Below are 16358 nucleotides of genomic sequence, written 5' to 3'. Positions count from 1 at the left end.
TTCAGTTCTTCACCGCCGGAATTTCCTCTGTCGGCTGCTGCTGGCCCTGCTGATACATCGCCAGCGCCTTTTCGAGCGCTTCGCGCAGCGCCAGCGCGGCGGCCACGCTGCAGCGCAGATGCGCGGTCTGAACGACGTCAACCCTGACGGCGGCGCCGACCGGCATCAACAGGTTCGCCGCAAGCTCGATCTGGATCGCGCCGTTGTGGTGGCCGAAGCAGGATGCGCCGTCGAAATAGATGATCGGCGCCCGCTCCGAGCTCGAGGTCGAAATGATGACGGGCCCCTGGCTGGTGGCGGGCGTTTCGGGATCGGCCATGGGCACTCCTTACGGCTAGTCGATAGGACGAAGCGTCCACCATCGTTGCTTCGGCCCGCTCTGTCGAGGCCAAACCCGGCACACCTGCCGTGGACGCGCATTCGGGGTTTTGCGCCGCACCCGACACTGGTCTAGAACGTCGTCATGTCCAGCTCACCGACCACACTTCCGTTCGAGGAACTCGCCGAGGCGATCCGGGGGCGCCGCTCCGATTACGGACATATCAGCGGGCTCCAGCTCGACCGCTTCGCGCCTGGCGAGGCCTGGTCCAGCCTCCCCTACCGGCCCGTCTTCGTCGGCGACACCGAGACCGGCGTGCTGCATGGCGGCGTCGTCACCGCGATGCTGGACGAGAGCTGCGGCATGGCGGTGCAGCTCGCGCTCGACGGCACCAGCGCCATCGCGACGCTTGATCTGCGCATCGACTACCAGAAGCCGGCAACGCCGGGCCTCGACATCAAGGCGCATTCGGTCTGCTACCGCACCACGCGTTCGATCGCCTTCGTGCGCTCCACCGCCTATCAGGATTCCGAGGACGATCCGGTCGCGACCGCCACCGCCTGCTTCATGATCGGCGCCAACCGCACCAACATGCTCGCGGATCGCAGGACGGATTCGCCCAGCATCCCGTCGCTGGAAGCGCCGGACGATCCGGCGGGCCCGTTCGCCAACAGCCCGTTCGCGCGCTGTCTCGGCATCCGCGTCAATGACGACGGCACACTGATGATGCCGTTCTCGCCAAAGATCATCGGCAACCCGATCCTGCCCGCGATCCATGGCGGCATGACCGGCGCCTTCCTCGAGACCACCGCGATCTTCGGAGTGGCGCGCGAGCTCGGCGCGGCCGCATTGCCCAAGCCGATCGGACTGACCGTCAACTATCTGCGCTCCGGCCGCGCGCTCGACACGTTCGCCAACGTTTCGATCGTGAAGCAGGGCCGGCGCGTCGTCGCCTTCGAGGCGCGTGCCTGGCAGGACGACGCGGACAAGCCGATCGCCACCGCCTTCGGCCATTTCATGCTGCGGCCGACGCCCGGAAACGACGAGGAATAGGCGCATTTTCCCTTGACGGCCGGGGTCCGGGCCACAACGATAGCGCGATTCTGCGAGAGGTATTGGGTTGCGGCATCCGCTCGACATCGTCGCCATGTTCGCCGCGCTCTGGCTGCTGGCATCGATGGTGCTCGACGCACTGACGCCGAAGGAGCTGACGGCGGTAATGATCGGCATCGCCATCGGACCCGCCATCGTCATTACCGCCGTGTTCTACTATCTGCGCTGCCCGCGCCTGGATTTCGTGGTGATGTTCGCCGCATTGTGGCTGATCTCCGATATCGGCATCGCGTTCATCTCGCCGACGCAGCTGCCGCATTTCCTGATCGCACTCGGCTTCGTGCCGGCGCTGCTGATCGGCATCGTGCTGCACTGGCAACGCTTCCAGCGCCGCCACGAGCGGCTGCCCGTGCCGTCGGTCAAACGGGGCTAGCGCGGTAACAGATTGGTCTTGGCGAGATCGAGCACCTCATCGCCGCGGCCGTTCATCACGGCGCGCAGCACCCACAGGCTGAAACCCTTGATCTGCTCGGGCGTGATGGTCGGCGGCATCGACAGCTCCTGCTTCGCGGTGACGGCGTCGAGCAGCGCCGGTCCGTTGTGAGCCAGCATCTCCTTCACCGCGCCTGGAAGCTCGCCGGGATCCTCGACGCGCCTCGCGAAGATACCCATCGCGCGCGCCATCGCCGCGAAGTCGGGGTTTTCCAGATCGACATTGGTGTCGACGAAGCCGGCCGCCTTCATTTCCAGCGCGACGAAGCCGAGCACGCCATTGTTGAAGATGACTACCTTCACCGGCAGCTTCATCTGCGTCAGCGTGATCAGGTCGCCCATCAGCATGGTGAAGCCGCCGTCGCCCGAAAGCGAGATCACCTGGCGGCCGGGCTGCGCGGCCTGCGCGCCGATCGCCTGCGGCATGGCGTTGGCCATCGAGCCGTGCACGAAGGAGCCGATCAGCCGGCGGCGGCCGTTCATGTCGAGATAGCGCGCGGCCCACACCGTCGGCGTGCCGACATCGGCGGTGAAGACGGCATCGTCAGACGCATGGTCGCTGATGACCTTTGCGAGATATTGCGGATGGATCGGCTTGCTGCCCGGCGTACCTTTGGCGAGAGAATCCAGACCTTCGCGCGCCTTCCTGTAGTGCGCGATCGCATCGTCCAGATGCTTGCGCTGCGTCTTGGCCTTGAGCAGCGGCAGCAGCGCCTCGATGGTGAGCTTGACGTCGCCGACGAGACCGAGATCGATCTTGCAGCGCCGCCCGAGATTTTCCGGACGAACGTCGATCTGCGCGACCTGGCAATCAGTCGGGAAGAATTGCTTGTAGGGAAAATCAGTGCCGAGCATCACCAGCGCGTCGCAGGCGTGCATGGCGGCATAGCCCGAGGAGAAGCCGATGAAGCCGGTCATGCCGACGTTGTATGGATTTTCGTATTCGACATGCTCCTTGCCGCCGAGCGCATGCACAATCGGGCTCTTCAAGGCCTCCGCAAGCTGCATCAACGGCGCATGCGCGCCGGCGCAGCCGCGGCCGCAGAACAAGGTGATGCGCTCGGCGCCGTTGAGGAGGTCCGCGAGCGCCGTCAGTTCATCGGCGTGCGGCACCACCTTTGGCGCCGACAGCGTAAGGCCACGCGCCGTCGACAGCGCGCGCTTGGGTGGGCTGCGGAAGGCGACATCGCCGGGCATGGCTATGACGGCGACGCCGCGCATGCCGACCGCCGCGCGGATGGCGTTTTCCAGCACGTAAGGAAGCTGACTCGGATCGGAGACCAGTTCGCAATAATGGCTGCACTCGCGGAACAGGTTTTGCGGATGCGTCTCCTGGAAATAGCCGCCGCCGATCTCGGCGGTCGGGATTTGCGCGGCGATCGCCAGCACGGGAACGCGGCTGCGATGGGCGTCGAACAGGCCGTTGATCAGATGCAGATTTCCGGGACCACACGAGCCCGCGCACACCGCAAGGCTGCCCGTCATCTCCGCTTCCCCGGCAGCGGCGAAGGCCGCGACCTCCTCGTGCCGGACATGGATCCATTCGATCGTGCCGCGCCGCCGCAGCGCTTCGGTCAGCGCGTTCAGGCTGTCGCCGACGATGCCGTAGATGCGCTTGACGCCGGCCTGTTCGAGCGTTGCCACGAACAGATCGGCTACGTTGTTGATCGCCATGTCGGTCTCCTGATCTCGCTGGTGCAGCAAGATAGGATAACGCGCGACCGTGACGGCATCACGGCTTGTTTATTGCGGGCTCAGTCTTTCGCAATCGCCCGATCGTAGGCCGTGATCGTCAACTTTGCGCGAGCGGCAACGTCCGTTGCCGTCATGCCGGGCTTGTAGAGGCTGGAGCCCAGCCCGAACGCCGTCACGCCACCCTTGATGTACTCGGCAAAATTCTGATCGGACACGCCGCCGACGGCGGCGATCGTTACGCCGGCCGGAAGCACGGCGCGAATCGCGGCAATGCCGGACGCACCGAGCACGCTGGCCGGAAAGAATTTGAGGCCCGATGCCCCCGATCGCGCCGCGAGCAGAGCTTCGGTCGGCGAGAACACGCCGGGCATCGTGATCATGCCGTACTGATGCGCGCGTGCCAGCACCTGGGTGTCGACGTTCGGCGAGACCATCAGCTTGCCGCCGACGTCGTTGAGACGATCGACATCTGCCGTCGTCAGCACGGTGCCGGCGCCGATCAGCACGCCGGCGGGCGCTTGCTTCACCGCCGTGGCGATCGAACGGAACGGATCCGGCGAGTTCAGGGGGATCTCGATTGCGGTCATGCCGGCTTCGATCAGCACGCCGACGATGGCCTGGATCTCCTCAAGCTTCACGCCGCGCAGGATCGCGACAAGTGGTCGCTTCATCGCCGGAAAGGGAACGCTCATCTCAATAGTCCTCTCATTTCGCCCAGATCGCGGCAGCGGCCATCGACAAACCGCGGCGAACGGCTTCATCCGCATCGATCGGCATGGCTGTCACTGACAGCGCCTCGAAAGCCAGCCTGTACAGCATCGCGAGCCGCCCCGAGGCGATCAGCGTGACGCCTGCTTTCGGCACCACGCCGGAGAGCCCTGCTGCCAGCTCGACACCAATCAACGTGCCCGACACCGTTTCGCGCGCCGCGGCCGGTGTGCCCTCGAACAGGAGCTGACGCGACCGCGCGGTGAACAGAAGATTGGCCGCGAAGGCCGGAGCTTCGTACGCGGCCTTCACCGCCGCCTTGAAGCTCGCGACATCTTCGGCGTCATCGGCGCCTGCGACCGCGAGCGATAAAATCGTCTCGCGCGACACGACGCTGTACAGCTCACCGGTCATGAAGGTGGAGAAATGCGCGACCGTTCCGTCCTTCACCCGCACCCATTTCGAATGTGTGCCGGGCATACAGACCAGCGCCTCGCCGGCGGTATCGAGACCGAGCGCGCCGAGCAGTTGGGTCTCTTCGCCGCGCATCACCTCCGGCGCTTTTGTATCGCGCTGCGCGATGCCCGGCAGGATGCGGATATCGCGCGTCTCGCCCGGCACCCGCGCAGCCTGCTTCAGAACGGCGGAGAGCGGCGCCGGCGTGTCGACATAACCGGCCTCGACCCAGCCGGTACGCGCCCCGGCCATGCCGCAGACGAGAACCGGCAGATGATCCGGGGCCTCGACCGCCGCAAGATGCGATTGCAGCACGGCGGGAAAGCCGGCCTTCGCCGCCGCCAGCATGCCCTCGTCGCTGCGGCGCTCAGTCAGCACCTTGCCGGCGCGGTCGATCAACCAGAGCCGGAAGCTGCTGGTGCCCCAGTCCACCGCGACATAGGCAGGTTCGGTCATCTCAATTCGTATCCTCGTCTCACCGCCAAGACGCCGTCTCGCGACAATGAGACGAGGCCTCGCAAATCTGCCCCGGGATATCGGCTATTGCGGCTGCAAACCAGCGTTTTCTCGCGGGTCTGAGGTGCCGCTCGCGCTGGCACACGGCTTGCGAAGAGGTGGCACACCGCTTGCTAAAGTGTCCCCGCTCACGTCCGTGAACCGCGCAACAAGACGCGTCAACATCAGATGAGGAACCCCATGGAGATCGGCTATTTCACGATGCCTTCGCACCCGCCGGAGTGCGGCCTGAAGGAAGGGAACGACTGGGACCTGCAAGTCATGCGCTGGCTCGACGAACTCGGCTATCAGGAGGCCTGGGTCGGCGAGCACCACACCGCGCCCTGGGAGCCCAATCCCACGCCCGATCTGCTGATCGCACAGGCGCTGATGCAGACCAAGCGCCTGCGCATCGGACCGGGCGGCTTCCTGCTGCCCTATCACCACCCGGCCGAGCTCGCCAACCGCGTCGCGATGCTCGATCATCTCTCCGAGGGCCGGCTCAATTTCGGGGTCGCGGCCAGCGGCCTGCCGAGCGACTGGGCGATGTTCAACGTCGACGGCATGAGCGGGCAGAACCGCGACATGACCCGCGAGGCGCTGGAGATCATTCTGAAGATGTGGAGCGATCCCGCGCCCTGGACCTACAAGGGTAAATTCTGGACGGTGACCAAGCCGGACACGATGTTCGACTTCCTCAAGCCTCACATCAAGCCGTTGCAGACACCGCATCCGCCGATCGGCGTCGCCGGGCTCTCGAAGAACTCGGACACGCTGAAGCTCGCCGGCGAGCGCGGCTTCATCCCGATGAGCCTCAACCTCAACCCGGCCTATGTCGGCAGCCATTGGGATTCGGTCGTAGCAGGTGCCGCCAAGACCGGACGCAAGCCGAACCGCGCGGATTGGCGGCTGGTTCGCGAGGTGTTCGTCGCCGACACCGACGAGGAGGCCTGGAAGCTCTCGACCGGCGACATGATGGGCCGGATGATGGGCGAGTACTTCCTGCCGCTGCTCGGCCATTTCGGCTTCAAGGACTATCTGAAGCACGCGCCCGACGTGCCCGATAGCGACGTCACCGTCGAATATTGCGCCAAGCGGAACTGGATCGTCGGTTCGCCCGCGACCGTCGCCGAGAAGATCGAGAAGATCTACGACGAAGTCGGCGGCTTCGGCGTGCTGCTGGTGTTCGGCTTCGACTACAAGCACAAGGCTGAAGCCTGGCATCACTCGCTGTCGTTGCTGAGGAACGAGGTGATGCCGCGCCTGAAGCATCTCGGCTCCGCGATGAAGGCGGCTTGACCCGATGCGGGTGCGGCGCCATCGTGCCGCACCCGTTCTTTCTGGAGATTATCGCTTGAGCGTGGACGCAAAGGATTTCAAGCAGGCCATGCGCCAATGCGCCGGCGCCGTCGCGCTGGTGACGGTCGGCGCCGAGCACGGCAAGCGCACGGGGTTGACGGTGACCTCGGCCTGCTCGCTATCGGACTCACCGCCGTCGCTAATCGTCTGCGTCAACCGCAACGCCAGCGCGCATGCCCGCATCCGCGAGGAAGGCGCCTTCGCGATCAATTTCCTGCACGAGGACCATGCACTGCTGGCGCTCACCTTCAGCGGCCAGAAGGGCATCAACGGCGACGACCGTTTTGCGTTCGGCCAATGGAAGCGCGGCGAGACCGGCGCGCCGGTGCTGAGCGATGCGGTCGCCGCATTCGACTGCGTACTGGCGCAGGAATTTGAAACGAAGACGCACTCGATCTTCGTCGGCGAGGTGCGCTACGTGTCGCATTCCGACGCAGCCGCAGCGCTCGTGTATCTCCGCAGCAGTTTCCACGTACCGCACGAAATCCGCGGCACAGTTTCAGTCGGCGACCTCGATTCGCGACATCTGAGCTGGAGCGATTTCTCCTGAATTCGCGACGCCATGCGAATGCGGCCGCCGGGATCCGTTCCCGCTAGAGCAGATTGTAGCCGGGCGTGAGGTGGTTGCCTGGATCGTGGCGCCGCTTGGCATCGCGCAGCAACGGCCACTGCACCCCGAAATGATCGGCCCAATCCTGGGACGACATGGGAAACGCGCTCGCCGGGTACAACACGCCGCCGGCGCCGCGAATACGGTCGTACAGCTCGCGGTTCTGCGCGACCAGCCGTTCGGCATTCGTCTTGTCTGCCGATACCGGGATACGGATCAGATTGAACACGAACACGATCCGCTCGTCGGGCAACCGGACCAGTGGCGTGCGGCATTCATCCGTGATCATGGGATAGCAGGTGATCCGTCCGAACGGACCGATGTCCTCACTCTTCATCCCGGCAACGACCTCGCTCGCGATCTCCAGCGCGTTGCTGCCGCGCAGGAACACGAGAAGCCATGGATGCGGATTGAACCATTGACCGTTCGCCCTCAGAAGCGCTTCCAGCTTTGCAAACGCATTGGCGTCGTCGCGGAAGGCAAAGTCGGTGACGACGGCGCTCCCGCGGCGATCCGACAGACCTGCAAGCAGCGCCTCGTCGTCGGGATGAGAATCGCCGTCATGGAACACGCCTGCTTCCAGCAGGTATCGCCAGCCACCGGCCGCCTCTGGCACGACGGCTCCCTGCAGCTGATCGAAGCGCGCCTCCGCCAGGACACGGCGCTGATCGGCCGTCAGCGAGGGGAGATCCGGGTAAGAGAGTTGGAAGCGTCGGACCCGTTCGGGCGCACGCACCAGCCGAAGCGTCGCCCTCGTGATGATCGCGCATTGGGCAAGCCCGGCCCGAACGGCATCATAGAGCTCGGCGTTGGACGTTGGCGAGCAGGTCAATTGCCGGCCCTCGCCCGTCACCACATCGAGCTCGATAGCCTTGTCCGTCAGCAGGCCATGTCGCGACGACGATCCGCCGATTCCGCCGATGGCGAGGGTACCGCCCACGGACAGGCCGAGGTAGTTGGTCAGGACCGGCGGAACCAGCCCTTTGGCTAAGGTCGCTTCCAGCACCGCGTGCCAGGTCGCACCTGCATCGACCACGACACGGTCCGGCTCGATCCGATGGATGGTGGCCAGCGCGCCGAGGTCGATCACAATGCCGCCTTCCGTCATGACACGACCATAGATGCTATGGCCCTGCCCGCGCGCGGCAACCGTCAGCCCTTGCTCCGCGGCCCATCGCAGAATCCCCGCGATCCCGGGAATCGTCGTCGGCCTGAACACGGCACGCGGCTGCTTGTGGATGATGTGACCGAAATCCTCACCCGCGGCCGCGCAAGCTTCCGGGTTGCAGTTCGATGCGGCACTGGCAAATGGTCCATCGGCCGGGCCGCGCGACGGGCCGGCAAGAGCGAGGGAAGCTAGCGTCGCGGTGGCGCTGACACCTGCATGCAGCAGCGCGCGTCGATTGGGGGTCATGGTGCGGTCCTTCACGCCGGACCGGGCGGATAAGTGCCCGTGGCCCGCAAACTGCGATCGCCCGCGCCTCCGAACAACCGGCACATCGCGGGATACACATTCCCGCAAACCGGGAGAATGCGGACGGAACGCACGCCGGCGATGCACGTGGCCAACGGGTAAGAGAGCCGGGGCTCTCAGAGCCGCTCGCGCTTCAATCGCCCCGCCAGCAGATCGACGAACAGGCGCGTCTTGGCCGGCGGCGCCGCGCTCGGCGGGACTACGGCGTACACCGGCATGCGCGGTGCCTCGAAATCCTCCAGCACGATCTCCAGCGCTCCATCATCGACGCGATCGCGTATCTGCCAGAACGGCGCGTAGCCGACGCCGATGCCATGGCAGGCAGCCGCCTGCGCCGCCGTCGTATTATCGGTCCGGAAGCGGCCGTTCACCTGCACCATCTTCACCTCGCCGCCGATCTGAAACCGCCACGCTTCCGTGTCACCCGGGCCGGTCCTGCGCAGAATACATTGATGGTCTGTCAGGTCGTCGGGATGATGCGGACGCCCATGGCGCGCGAAATAGCCGGGTGCGCCGTAGACAACCGTGCGAAGCTCGCCGAGCCGCCGCGCCTTGAGCGAGGAATCCGGCAATTCCCTGATCCGCACGGCCAGATCGAATCCATCGGCGACGACGTCGATGGGCCGATCGGAGACATGGAGATCGGTTTCGATCCGCGGAAAGCGCGCCATGAAATCCGCAATCGCCGGTACGACGTGGGTCGATCCGAACAGGACGGGCGCGGCGACCCTGAGAAGACCCGACGGCTCGACGCGGCGGTTGGCCGCTTCCAGGCGCGCCTCGCTGATTTCGGCAAAGGCCGGCTTGACGCGATGATAGAACGCAAGTCCCGCTTCCGTCGCCAGCGATCGCCGCGTGGTCCGCCGCACCAGCTCGACACCGACGTTGCGTTCCAGCGCCGCCAATGCCCGGTTGACGGACTGCAGCGACCGTCCCAATTGTCGCGCGGCCGCGGTCTGGCTGCCGGCCTCGACGACAGCCAGAAAGACTTCGATCTCCTCCATCGAATCCTCTCCTTTCGCAATTTCTGGAAATGCACGTCCGCGAGGGCGTGTCCGCCGCGCGAAGACCCAGGCGCGCCAGCATTTTCCGACTGCTTTCGGCGGAGCCGGGATGTCGAACCGGTCTAGTATGAACCCGAGTCGATCTTCAACTGCTTGATCTTGCGATAGAGCGTGGCGCGGCTGAGTTTTAGCGCGCGCGCCGCTTCAGTCACACGACCACCATGCTTGCGCAGCGCCTCGACGATCGTCGCACGCTCAGCCGCCTGGAGGTCCGGCTCCGCCGCCCGTCCACCAAACGGCGGCAGATCGAGGTCGGCGTCGGTGATGACGCCGTCCTCCGCCGTGCAGCCGGCGAGCCGCAGGACATGCCGGAGCTGGCGCATGTTGCCGGGATAGGGGTAGGCCGCGAGCTGCGACCACGCCTCGTCCGAGAGCCGGCAGTTCGGCGCTTCCTCGCGCGCGATCTGGCGGATGACGTCGTCGCGGTCGGCGCGCTCGCGCAAGGCCGGCAGCCGCACTTCCATGCCGCGCAGACGGAAATAGAGATCGGCGCGGAAGGCGCCCTGCTCGGCCATGCGCCCGAGGTCGCGATGGGTGGCGCTGATCAGGCGAATGTCGACCGGCACGGGCTTCGGCGCGCCGAGCGGCCAGACTTCGCGATTCTCCAGCACGCGCAAGAGCCGCGTCTGCAGCGCGATCGGCATGTCGCCGATCTCGTCGAGGAACAGCGTGCCGCCGTCGGCCTGCACGATCAGGCCCTTCGAGCCGTCGCGGCGCGCGCCGGTGAAGGCGCCGGCCTCGTAGCCGAACAGCTCGGCATCGATCAGGCTTTCCGGCATCGCCGCGCAGTTCAGCGCGACATAGTTGTGGCGCGCGCGATTACCGGCCGCGTGAATGGCGCGCGCGAACACATCCTTGCCGACGCCGGTCTCGCCGTGCAGCAGCACCGGCAGATTGTGATCGCCGATGCTCCTGAGCCGCTTCACGCTCTTGATCAAGCCGGGGTCGCGGCCGGCGAGCCGGTGCAGCGCGTCGAAGCGATCGGCAGGTGCATCGCGGCGCGGCGCGAGCGGACGGGTCGATGACCTCGCCCGCAGCGGCGGCGCGACATGGCCATGCCCCAACGGACTGCCATCGGCCCGGCGCAGCTCGACGGTGTCGTCTGCGTTGCGCGCGGCGGGATGATCGAACTTGACGTAGCGCGACAGATCGATGCCGGATGCGATCAAGCCGTCGGTGAGACCCAGCAGTGCGCGCGCCGAACGGCAGGCACCGACGATGCGGCGATCGTCGTCATAGGCGAGCAGGCCGCTGCCGCCGTCACCCGGCACGGTCGCGATCCAGGCGTTGCGGAAATGACCGCGGAAGATCGCACCCTCCATGCGCCGCGTCGCCTCCATCGTCACCGCGAGCGCAAGCTGATGCGCGGTGCGTTCGAGGTCCTCGCGGCAGGAGGTGATGTTCACCGCACCGGCGAGGCGACCGGCCTGGTCGAACAGCGGCGCCACGGCACACGAGAACATGTGCCACTGCGCGCGAAAATGCTCGTCGCGATGCACCAGGATCGGCTTCTGCTCCGCAAGCGCGGTGCCGAGCCCGTTGGTGCCTTCGAAGGCCTCGGAAAAATTCGAGCCGGTATAGACCTTCCAGCGCATGAAGATCTCGGCATCGGCCGCGCCGGGCACCCGGCTCCACAGCATCGTGGCGCTGGGATCGGCGAGATTGACGCAATAGCCGGTCTGGCGCAGCACGCGGGCGAGATCTTCCAGCTCCGGCGTTGCAAGCCGGATCAGCTGCTCCATCGGCTCGGCGACATGCCGGACCTCCGCCTCGGTCAGCGTCTGCGGCGGGCCCTGACGGGCGGGATCGAGCTTGTGGCTGATCAGGCAGCGCCGCCAGGAATCGGCAATGCGCGACGAGGCATCGACCTCGGCCACGTGATTGGCGACGGACAAGACACGGGCGACATGGTTCGAGGCCGAAAGGCTGGCCATCGCGGACGTCTCCACCCTGTATTATTGTGCAAAGTCTGGCACCGCAGGCGGGGATGTCAATCGGGAACCGGAAACGGTCGTGCCGCAATCAAGATTGCTGCACCGCCCTCACCACGTATCGATGCACGGCCGCTTCTTGCCCGTCCTCGCAGGCGGCTTCGGCACCGACCGCAGACCCGCCATGATCCAGCGTCGCGTCTCGGAGGGGTCGATGACGTTGTCGATTTCGAACACGGATGCGATCGAGACCGCCTTGCCGTTGGCATAGAGCTCAGCGACCTTGTTGCGATAATAGGTTTCGCGCTCGGCGGGGTCGGCGATCGCCTCCATTTCCTTGCGGAAGCCGAGGCGGACATAACCCTCCAGGCCCATGCCGCCGAATTCGCCGGTCGGCCAGGCCGCGGTGAAGAACGAGGCATGGAAGCCGCCGCCGATCATCGACTGCGCCCCGAGCCCGTAGCCCTTGCGCAGCACGATGCCGAACAACGGCACGGTGAGGCTCGCACCTGTCACGAACATGCGCGAGACGTGGCGCACGATCGCGGTCTTCTCGGCTTCCGGGCCGACCATGAAGCCGGGCGTGTCGCACAGCGAGACGATCGCCAGGTCGAACGCGTCGCAGAGCTGGAGGAAGCGCGCGGCCTTGTCGCCGGCATCGGCGTCGATCGCGCCGCCGAGATGGCGCGGATTGTTGGCGATCAGGCCGAACGGCCTGCCCTCGATGCGGATCAACGCGGTGATCATGCCGACACCATAGTCGCGGCGCAGCTCCAGCACGGTATCCTTGTCCGCGACGAGGTCGATCACGCTGCGGATGTCGTAGACCCGCAGGCGGTTCTCGGGGATCGCGCGGCGCAGCAGCCGCTGGTCGGCGGCCTGCCACTCCGTCACCGCACCCTGGAAATAGGACAGGTATTTTTGCGCAATGCGCGTCGCCTCCTCCTCGTCCTCGACGAGGATGTCGATGACGCCATTCGGCGACTGGAACGAGACCGGGCCGACTTCGGCCGGGTGATAGACGCCGAGCCCGCCGCCCTCGATCATGGCCGGGCCGCCCATGCCGATCGAGGCGTTCTTGGTGGCGATGATCACGTCGCAGCAACCGAGCATCGCGGCATTGCCGGCGAAACAATAGCCGGAGACGATTCCGACGACCGGCACGAGGCCGGAGAGCCTTGCGAACTGCACGAACGACGGACCGTCGAGGCCGGTCATGCCGAGCCGGTCGGTATCGCCGGGCCGGCCGCCGCCGCCTTCGGCGTAGAACACCAGAGGCACGCGCCAGTCTTCCGCGAGCGTCAGCATGCGGTCGATCTTCTTGTGGTTCATGTGGCCCTGCGTGCCCGCGAGCACCGTGTAGTCGTAGGCCACGACGATGCAGCGCCCGCCCTCAGGGCCGAACTTCTCGGCGTTGACGGTCGCGACACCCATGACGAGGCCGTCGGCCGGTGTGTTCTTGACGAGATCGTCGAGCTTGCGCCGGCGCCGCTGCGCCGCAATCGCAAGGCTGCCGTACTCCATGAACGAGCCGTCGTCGACGAGCTGCGCGACGTTTTCGCGTGCAGTGCGCTGGTTGGTGTTGCGGCGGCGCTCGACCGAGGCCGGGCGATTTTCGTCGAGCGTGTTGGCCTGGCGCGCGATCATTTCGGCGAGATCGGGACGGATGTGGTCGAGATCGATATCCGCTTCCTGCGCCGAATGATCGGCGGCGACGTCGAGCGGCTCGAGGTAGAGAATCGCCTCGCCATGCATCAGCGTGACACCGTCGCCGGCGACGAGCTTCATGACCCGACCGCCCTGCTCGGCCATCACGAGATGCTCCATCTTCATGGACTCGATCACGGCGAGCTGCTGGCCGGGGCGCACGATCTCGCCTTCCTTGACCTGGATGGCGACGATGGTCCCCTGCAAGGGAGCCGCGACCATTACCGCGCCTTCCGGCACGATCTGTGCGGTATGCGCCGCGGTGCCGTGGCCGCCGCTTCGCTCCGTCGCCGCAAAATAGAGCGGCTTTGCAGCGCCATCGGCGGCCTCCACGAGCTTCGGGATATTGCGGTCGATGAAGTCGGTCGCGATGCGGTTGGTCCTGAAATCGGGATGCGCCAGCACCGCCTGAAGGAAGGCGATGTTGGTAACGACGCCGTCGATCCGAAATTCGCGCAACGCCCGCGAGGCTTTTGCAACCACGTCGTGCCAAGCCTCTCCCGGCGTATGCACGATGACCTTCGCCAGGAGCGAGTCGAAGGCGGCGCTGGTCTTGTAGCCGGCATAACCAAAACTATCGACGCGGACGCCGGGGCCCGACGGCGGTTCGAACACGGCAAGCACGCCGCCGGTCGGATGAGTCGCGCCTAGCTCGTCCAGCGTCTCCATGTTGACGCGGAGCTGCATGGCATAGCCGCGCGGCTTCGGGATCGAACCTTGCGCCAGGCCAAGCGAGGTAAGCGAGGTGCCGGCGGCGACCGCGAGCTGAGAGCGGACGAGATCGAGGCCGAGCACCTCTTCCGTCACGGTGTGCTCGACCTGCAGCCGCGGATTGGCTTCGATGAAGGCAAAACTGTCTTCGGCGGTGCCGTCGACCAGGAACTCGAACGTGCCGAGACTGTCGTAAGACGCGGCTGCGGCGAGTTGCTTCGCTGCCTCGATGATACGGCCACGCAAGCCGTCGCCGAGCGACGGGCTCGGCGCTACCTCTATCAGCTTCTGGTGCCGGCGCTGGATGGTGCATTCGCGCTCCCAGAGATGAGAGATTGCGCCGTGGCGGTCGCCGATGATCTGCACCTCGATATGGCGCGCCTGCCGGATCAGGCGCTCGGCATAGACGCCGTCGAAGCCAAACGCGGCCTTCGCCTCGGACTGGCAGCGCGCATAGGCCTCCGCGAGATCGGATGCGTTCTCGACCACGCGCATGCCGCGGCCGCCGCCACCGGCCATTGCCTTGATCACGATCGCCGCGTTGCTGCCGAGCGAGGTGAAGAACGCCGCGATATCCTCCAGCGAGGACGGCCCGCTGGTGCCGGCGATGATCGGCACGCCGCAACGTCTTGCCAATTGCCGCGCCGCGACCTTGTCGCCGAACAGTTCGAGCGCCGCAGCCTTCGGTCCGACGAAGGCGATGCCTGCATCGGCGCAGGCCTTCGCAAACGCAGCGTTCTCGCTGAGGAAGCCATAGCCGGGATGCACAGCATCGCAGCCTCCGCTCTTCGCCGCCTTCACCACGGCCTCGATGTCGAGATAGGCCCGCGCGCCGCGGCCGGGGATTTCGGTCGCCTCATCGGCAACCCGCACATGCAGCGACAGCGCGTCGTCGGCCGGGTAGATCGCGACCGTCGCGATGCCGGCATCAGCCGCCGCGCGCGCGATGCGGATGGCGATCTCGCCGCGGTTGGCGATCAGGAGTTTTTTGAACGACATGCAGCGTCTCCATGCCCGCGTGCCCAAGCGCGGGTCGGCAGGTCCGATCGTTCTGCTTCGTCACTTTAGCCGAGGCCGTCAAGGGTGGAGGACGCCGGTCGCGATGCCCGTTCCCGCGAGCCGGAATATCAGTTGGTCGCGCGCGCTGCCTTGCACGGCCTGCTGCATCGCGCTCGCCTTCTGCTGACACCTAGCGGCCCCTTTTGTCGAGCACAAGATCGATGGTGTGGGCGGCGATCTTGCGCAGCTGCGGCTCGTCACCGAAGGCACGTTCGATCACGGCGAGGCCACGCGTCACGGTGATGACGTGCAGCGCTGCGGCTGCGGGGTTGCCGCTGAATTCTCCGCGCTCTGCGCCCGCCGACAACGCATCCTGAACCAGAGCAGTGATGCGCGAGATGAGGTTCGCGAAGGCCTGGCGCGCGTCCTCATCCAGCCCCTCGCCTTCGGCCGCGCCGAGCTCCATCAATCCGCGCGTGGTCGGGCATCCCCGCGGCGGTGAGCCGGAGCGGAAATTGGTGATGGTCAAGTCAAAGAACGCGGTGAGACGCTTTCGCAATGAGCCCGCACCGAGCTCCTTTTGCAAGGCGATGAGATAGTCGCCCGCATAGCGCTCATAGGCCAGGAGGAACAGCGCCTCCTTGCTGCCGAAGGCGTTGTAGAGGCTACCGCGCTGGACACCGGCGTCGCGCGCGATGTCCGACAGCGAAGTGCCGCGCACGCCCTTGCGCCAGAACTGATCGAACGCGATGCGCAGGACATCGTCGTGGTTGAACTCGCGCGGCCTCAAGCTTCGCTCCTGTCCGGTATATTTGACACGGTGTCAAAAACATGCATTCTAGACGCTGCGTCAAAAACAAATTGGGGCCGACGCCCCCTTTCGTCAATGAGGAACTCGCGATGCCTCTCCTTCATATCTCGATGCGCGCCGGAAAGCCGGAAGCTTACCGGCAGGCGATCCTCGACGGCCTTTACCGCGCCATGCGCGAGGCGCTGAACGTGCCGGAAGGCGACGAGTTCATGACCATCAGCGAACATGCCGCCGCAAACTTCCGCTGCGGCAATGCCTACGACGTCAAGCGCAGCGACGACGCCGTGCTGATCCAGATCACCGTATTCGCCTCGCGCACTCCTGAGCAGAAGAAGGCCCTGTACCGGCGGATCGCGGACCTGCTCGGCGAAAATCCGGGCATCCGTCCCGAAGACGTGTTCGTCAACGTGCTCGATGCGCCGGCAGAGAACTGGTCCGTCGGCCACGGCGTCGCGCAATTCGCTTGAAGCGCCA

14 protein-coding genes are annotated in these 16358 nt (G+C 65.9%); 5 read left to right on the top strand and 9 right to left on the bottom strand.

Annotation, left to right across the window (positions count from 1 at the left end; all coding sequences use genetic code 11):
• Window position 1: 1 nt before the first annotated feature.
• Window positions 2-319, bottom strand: coding sequence for a hypothetical protein (locus IVB27_RS03890; protein WP_247441543.1), 318 nt, complete (start codon window positions 317-319; stop codon window positions 2-4).
• A gap of 144 nt (window positions 320-463) precedes the next feature.
• Here IVB27_RS03890 and IVB27_RS03885 point away from each other — a divergent pair, with 144 nt between their 5' ends.
• Together IVB27_RS03885 and IVB27_RS03880 are read left to right on the top strand one after the other, a co-directional pair.
• Complete coding sequence (locus IVB27_RS03885; RefSeq protein WP_247441541.1) at window positions 464-1372, top strand: PaaI family thioesterase; 909 nt, start codon at window positions 464-466, stop codon at window positions 1370-1372.
• 67 nt (window positions 1373-1439) lie between these two features.
• Window positions 1440-1805: a hypothetical protein gene (locus tag IVB27_RS03880; protein WP_247441540.1), complete on the top strand. Its 366-nt coding sequence runs from the start codon at window positions 1440-1442 to the stop codon at window positions 1803-1805.
• Here IVB27_RS03880 and poxB read toward each other — a convergent pair.
• The 3 genes from poxB to IVB27_RS03865 all read right to left on the bottom strand — a co-directional run bounded on the left by poxB (window position 1802) and on the right by IVB27_RS03865 (window position 5179).
• Window positions 1802-3538, bottom strand: coding sequence for a ubiquinone-dependent pyruvate dehydrogenase (gene poxB / locus IVB27_RS03875; RefSeq protein WP_247441538.1), 1737 nt, complete (start codon window positions 3536-3538; stop codon window positions 1802-1804). The two genes, IVB27_RS03880 and poxB, sit on opposite strands and share 4 nt — an antisense overlap.
• An 80-nt stretch (window positions 3539-3618) precedes the next feature.
• Window positions 3619-4251: a 2-dehydro-3-deoxy-6-phosphogalactonate aldolase gene (locus tag IVB27_RS03870; protein WP_247339386.1), complete on the bottom strand. Its 633-nt coding sequence runs from the start codon at window positions 4249-4251 to the stop codon at window positions 3619-3621.
• Window positions 4252-4264: 13 nt separating this feature from the next.
• Window positions 4265-5179, bottom strand: a complete 915-nt coding sequence (locus IVB27_RS03865; RefSeq protein WP_247441537.1) for a 2-dehydro-3-deoxygalactonokinase — start codon at window positions 5177-5179, stop codon at window positions 4265-4267.
• A gap of 240 nt (window positions 5180-5419) precedes the next feature.
• On the opposite strand from IVB27_RS03865, the gene IVB27_RS03860 reads away from it, so the two are divergent.
• Window positions 5420-6517: an LLM class flavin-dependent oxidoreductase gene (locus IVB27_RS03860; protein ID WP_247339375.1), complete on the top strand. Its 1098-nt coding sequence runs from the start codon at window positions 5420-5422 to the stop codon at window positions 6515-6517.
• Window positions 6518-6572: 55 nt separating this feature from the next.
• On the top strand, window positions 6573-7127 hold the full coding sequence (locus IVB27_RS03855; protein ID WP_247339374.1) for a flavin reductase family protein: 555 nt from the start codon (window positions 6573-6575) through the stop codon (window positions 7125-7127).
• 43 nt (window positions 7128-7170) lie between these two features.
• On the opposite strand, the gene IVB27_RS03850 is transcribed toward IVB27_RS03855, so the two are convergent.
• The 5 genes from IVB27_RS03850 to IVB27_RS03830 all read right to left on the bottom strand — a co-directional run bounded on the left by IVB27_RS03850 (window position 7171) and on the right by IVB27_RS03830 (window position 15863).
• On the bottom strand, window positions 7171-8601 hold the full coding sequence (locus tag IVB27_RS03850) for an FAD-binding protein (protein ID WP_247441536.1): 1431 nt from the start codon (window positions 8599-8601) through the stop codon (window positions 7171-7173).
• Window positions 8602-8777: 176 nt separating this feature from the next.
• Window positions 8778-9665, bottom strand: a complete 888-nt coding sequence (locus tag IVB27_RS03845; RefSeq protein ID WP_247441534.1) for a LysR family transcriptional regulator — start codon at window positions 9663-9665, stop codon at window positions 8778-8780.
• A 122-nt stretch (window positions 9666-9787) separates the two neighbouring features.
• Window positions 9788-11659, bottom strand: a complete 1872-nt coding sequence (locus tag IVB27_RS03840; RefSeq protein ID WP_247441532.1) for a sigma-54-dependent Fis family transcriptional regulator — start codon at window positions 11657-11659, stop codon at window positions 9788-9790.
• A gap of 108 nt (window positions 11660-11767) precedes the next feature.
• The gene (locus IVB27_RS03835; RefSeq protein ID WP_247441530.1) at window positions 11768-15073 is read right to left on the bottom strand and encodes an acetyl-CoA carboxylase family protein; all 3306 of its coding nucleotides are present in this window, start codon (window positions 15071-15073) and stop codon (window positions 11768-11770) included.
• Between the two features lie 190 nt (window positions 15074-15263).
• A complete protein-coding gene (locus tag IVB27_RS03830) occupies window positions 15264-15863 on the bottom strand; it encodes a TetR/AcrR family transcriptional regulator (protein ID WP_247441528.1) in 600 nt (199 codons plus the stop codon).
• A 110-nt stretch (window positions 15864-15973) separates the two neighbouring features.
• On the opposite strand from IVB27_RS03830, the gene IVB27_RS03825 reads away from it, so the two are divergent.
• Window positions 15974-16351, top strand: a complete 378-nt coding sequence (locus tag IVB27_RS03825; protein WP_247339363.1) for a tautomerase family protein — start codon at window positions 15974-15976, stop codon at window positions 16349-16351.
• The last annotated feature ends 7 nt before the right edge of the window (window positions 16352-16358 follow it).

Source organism: Bradyrhizobium sp. 197 (genome assembly GCF_023073375.1).
In the GTDB taxonomy this organism is placed as follows: Bacteria; Pseudomonadota; Alphaproteobacteria; order Rhizobiales; family Xanthobacteraceae; genus Bradyrhizobium.
Note: the sequence above shows the minus strand (reverse complement) of the source record. Positions and strands in the feature narration are given on the sequence as shown.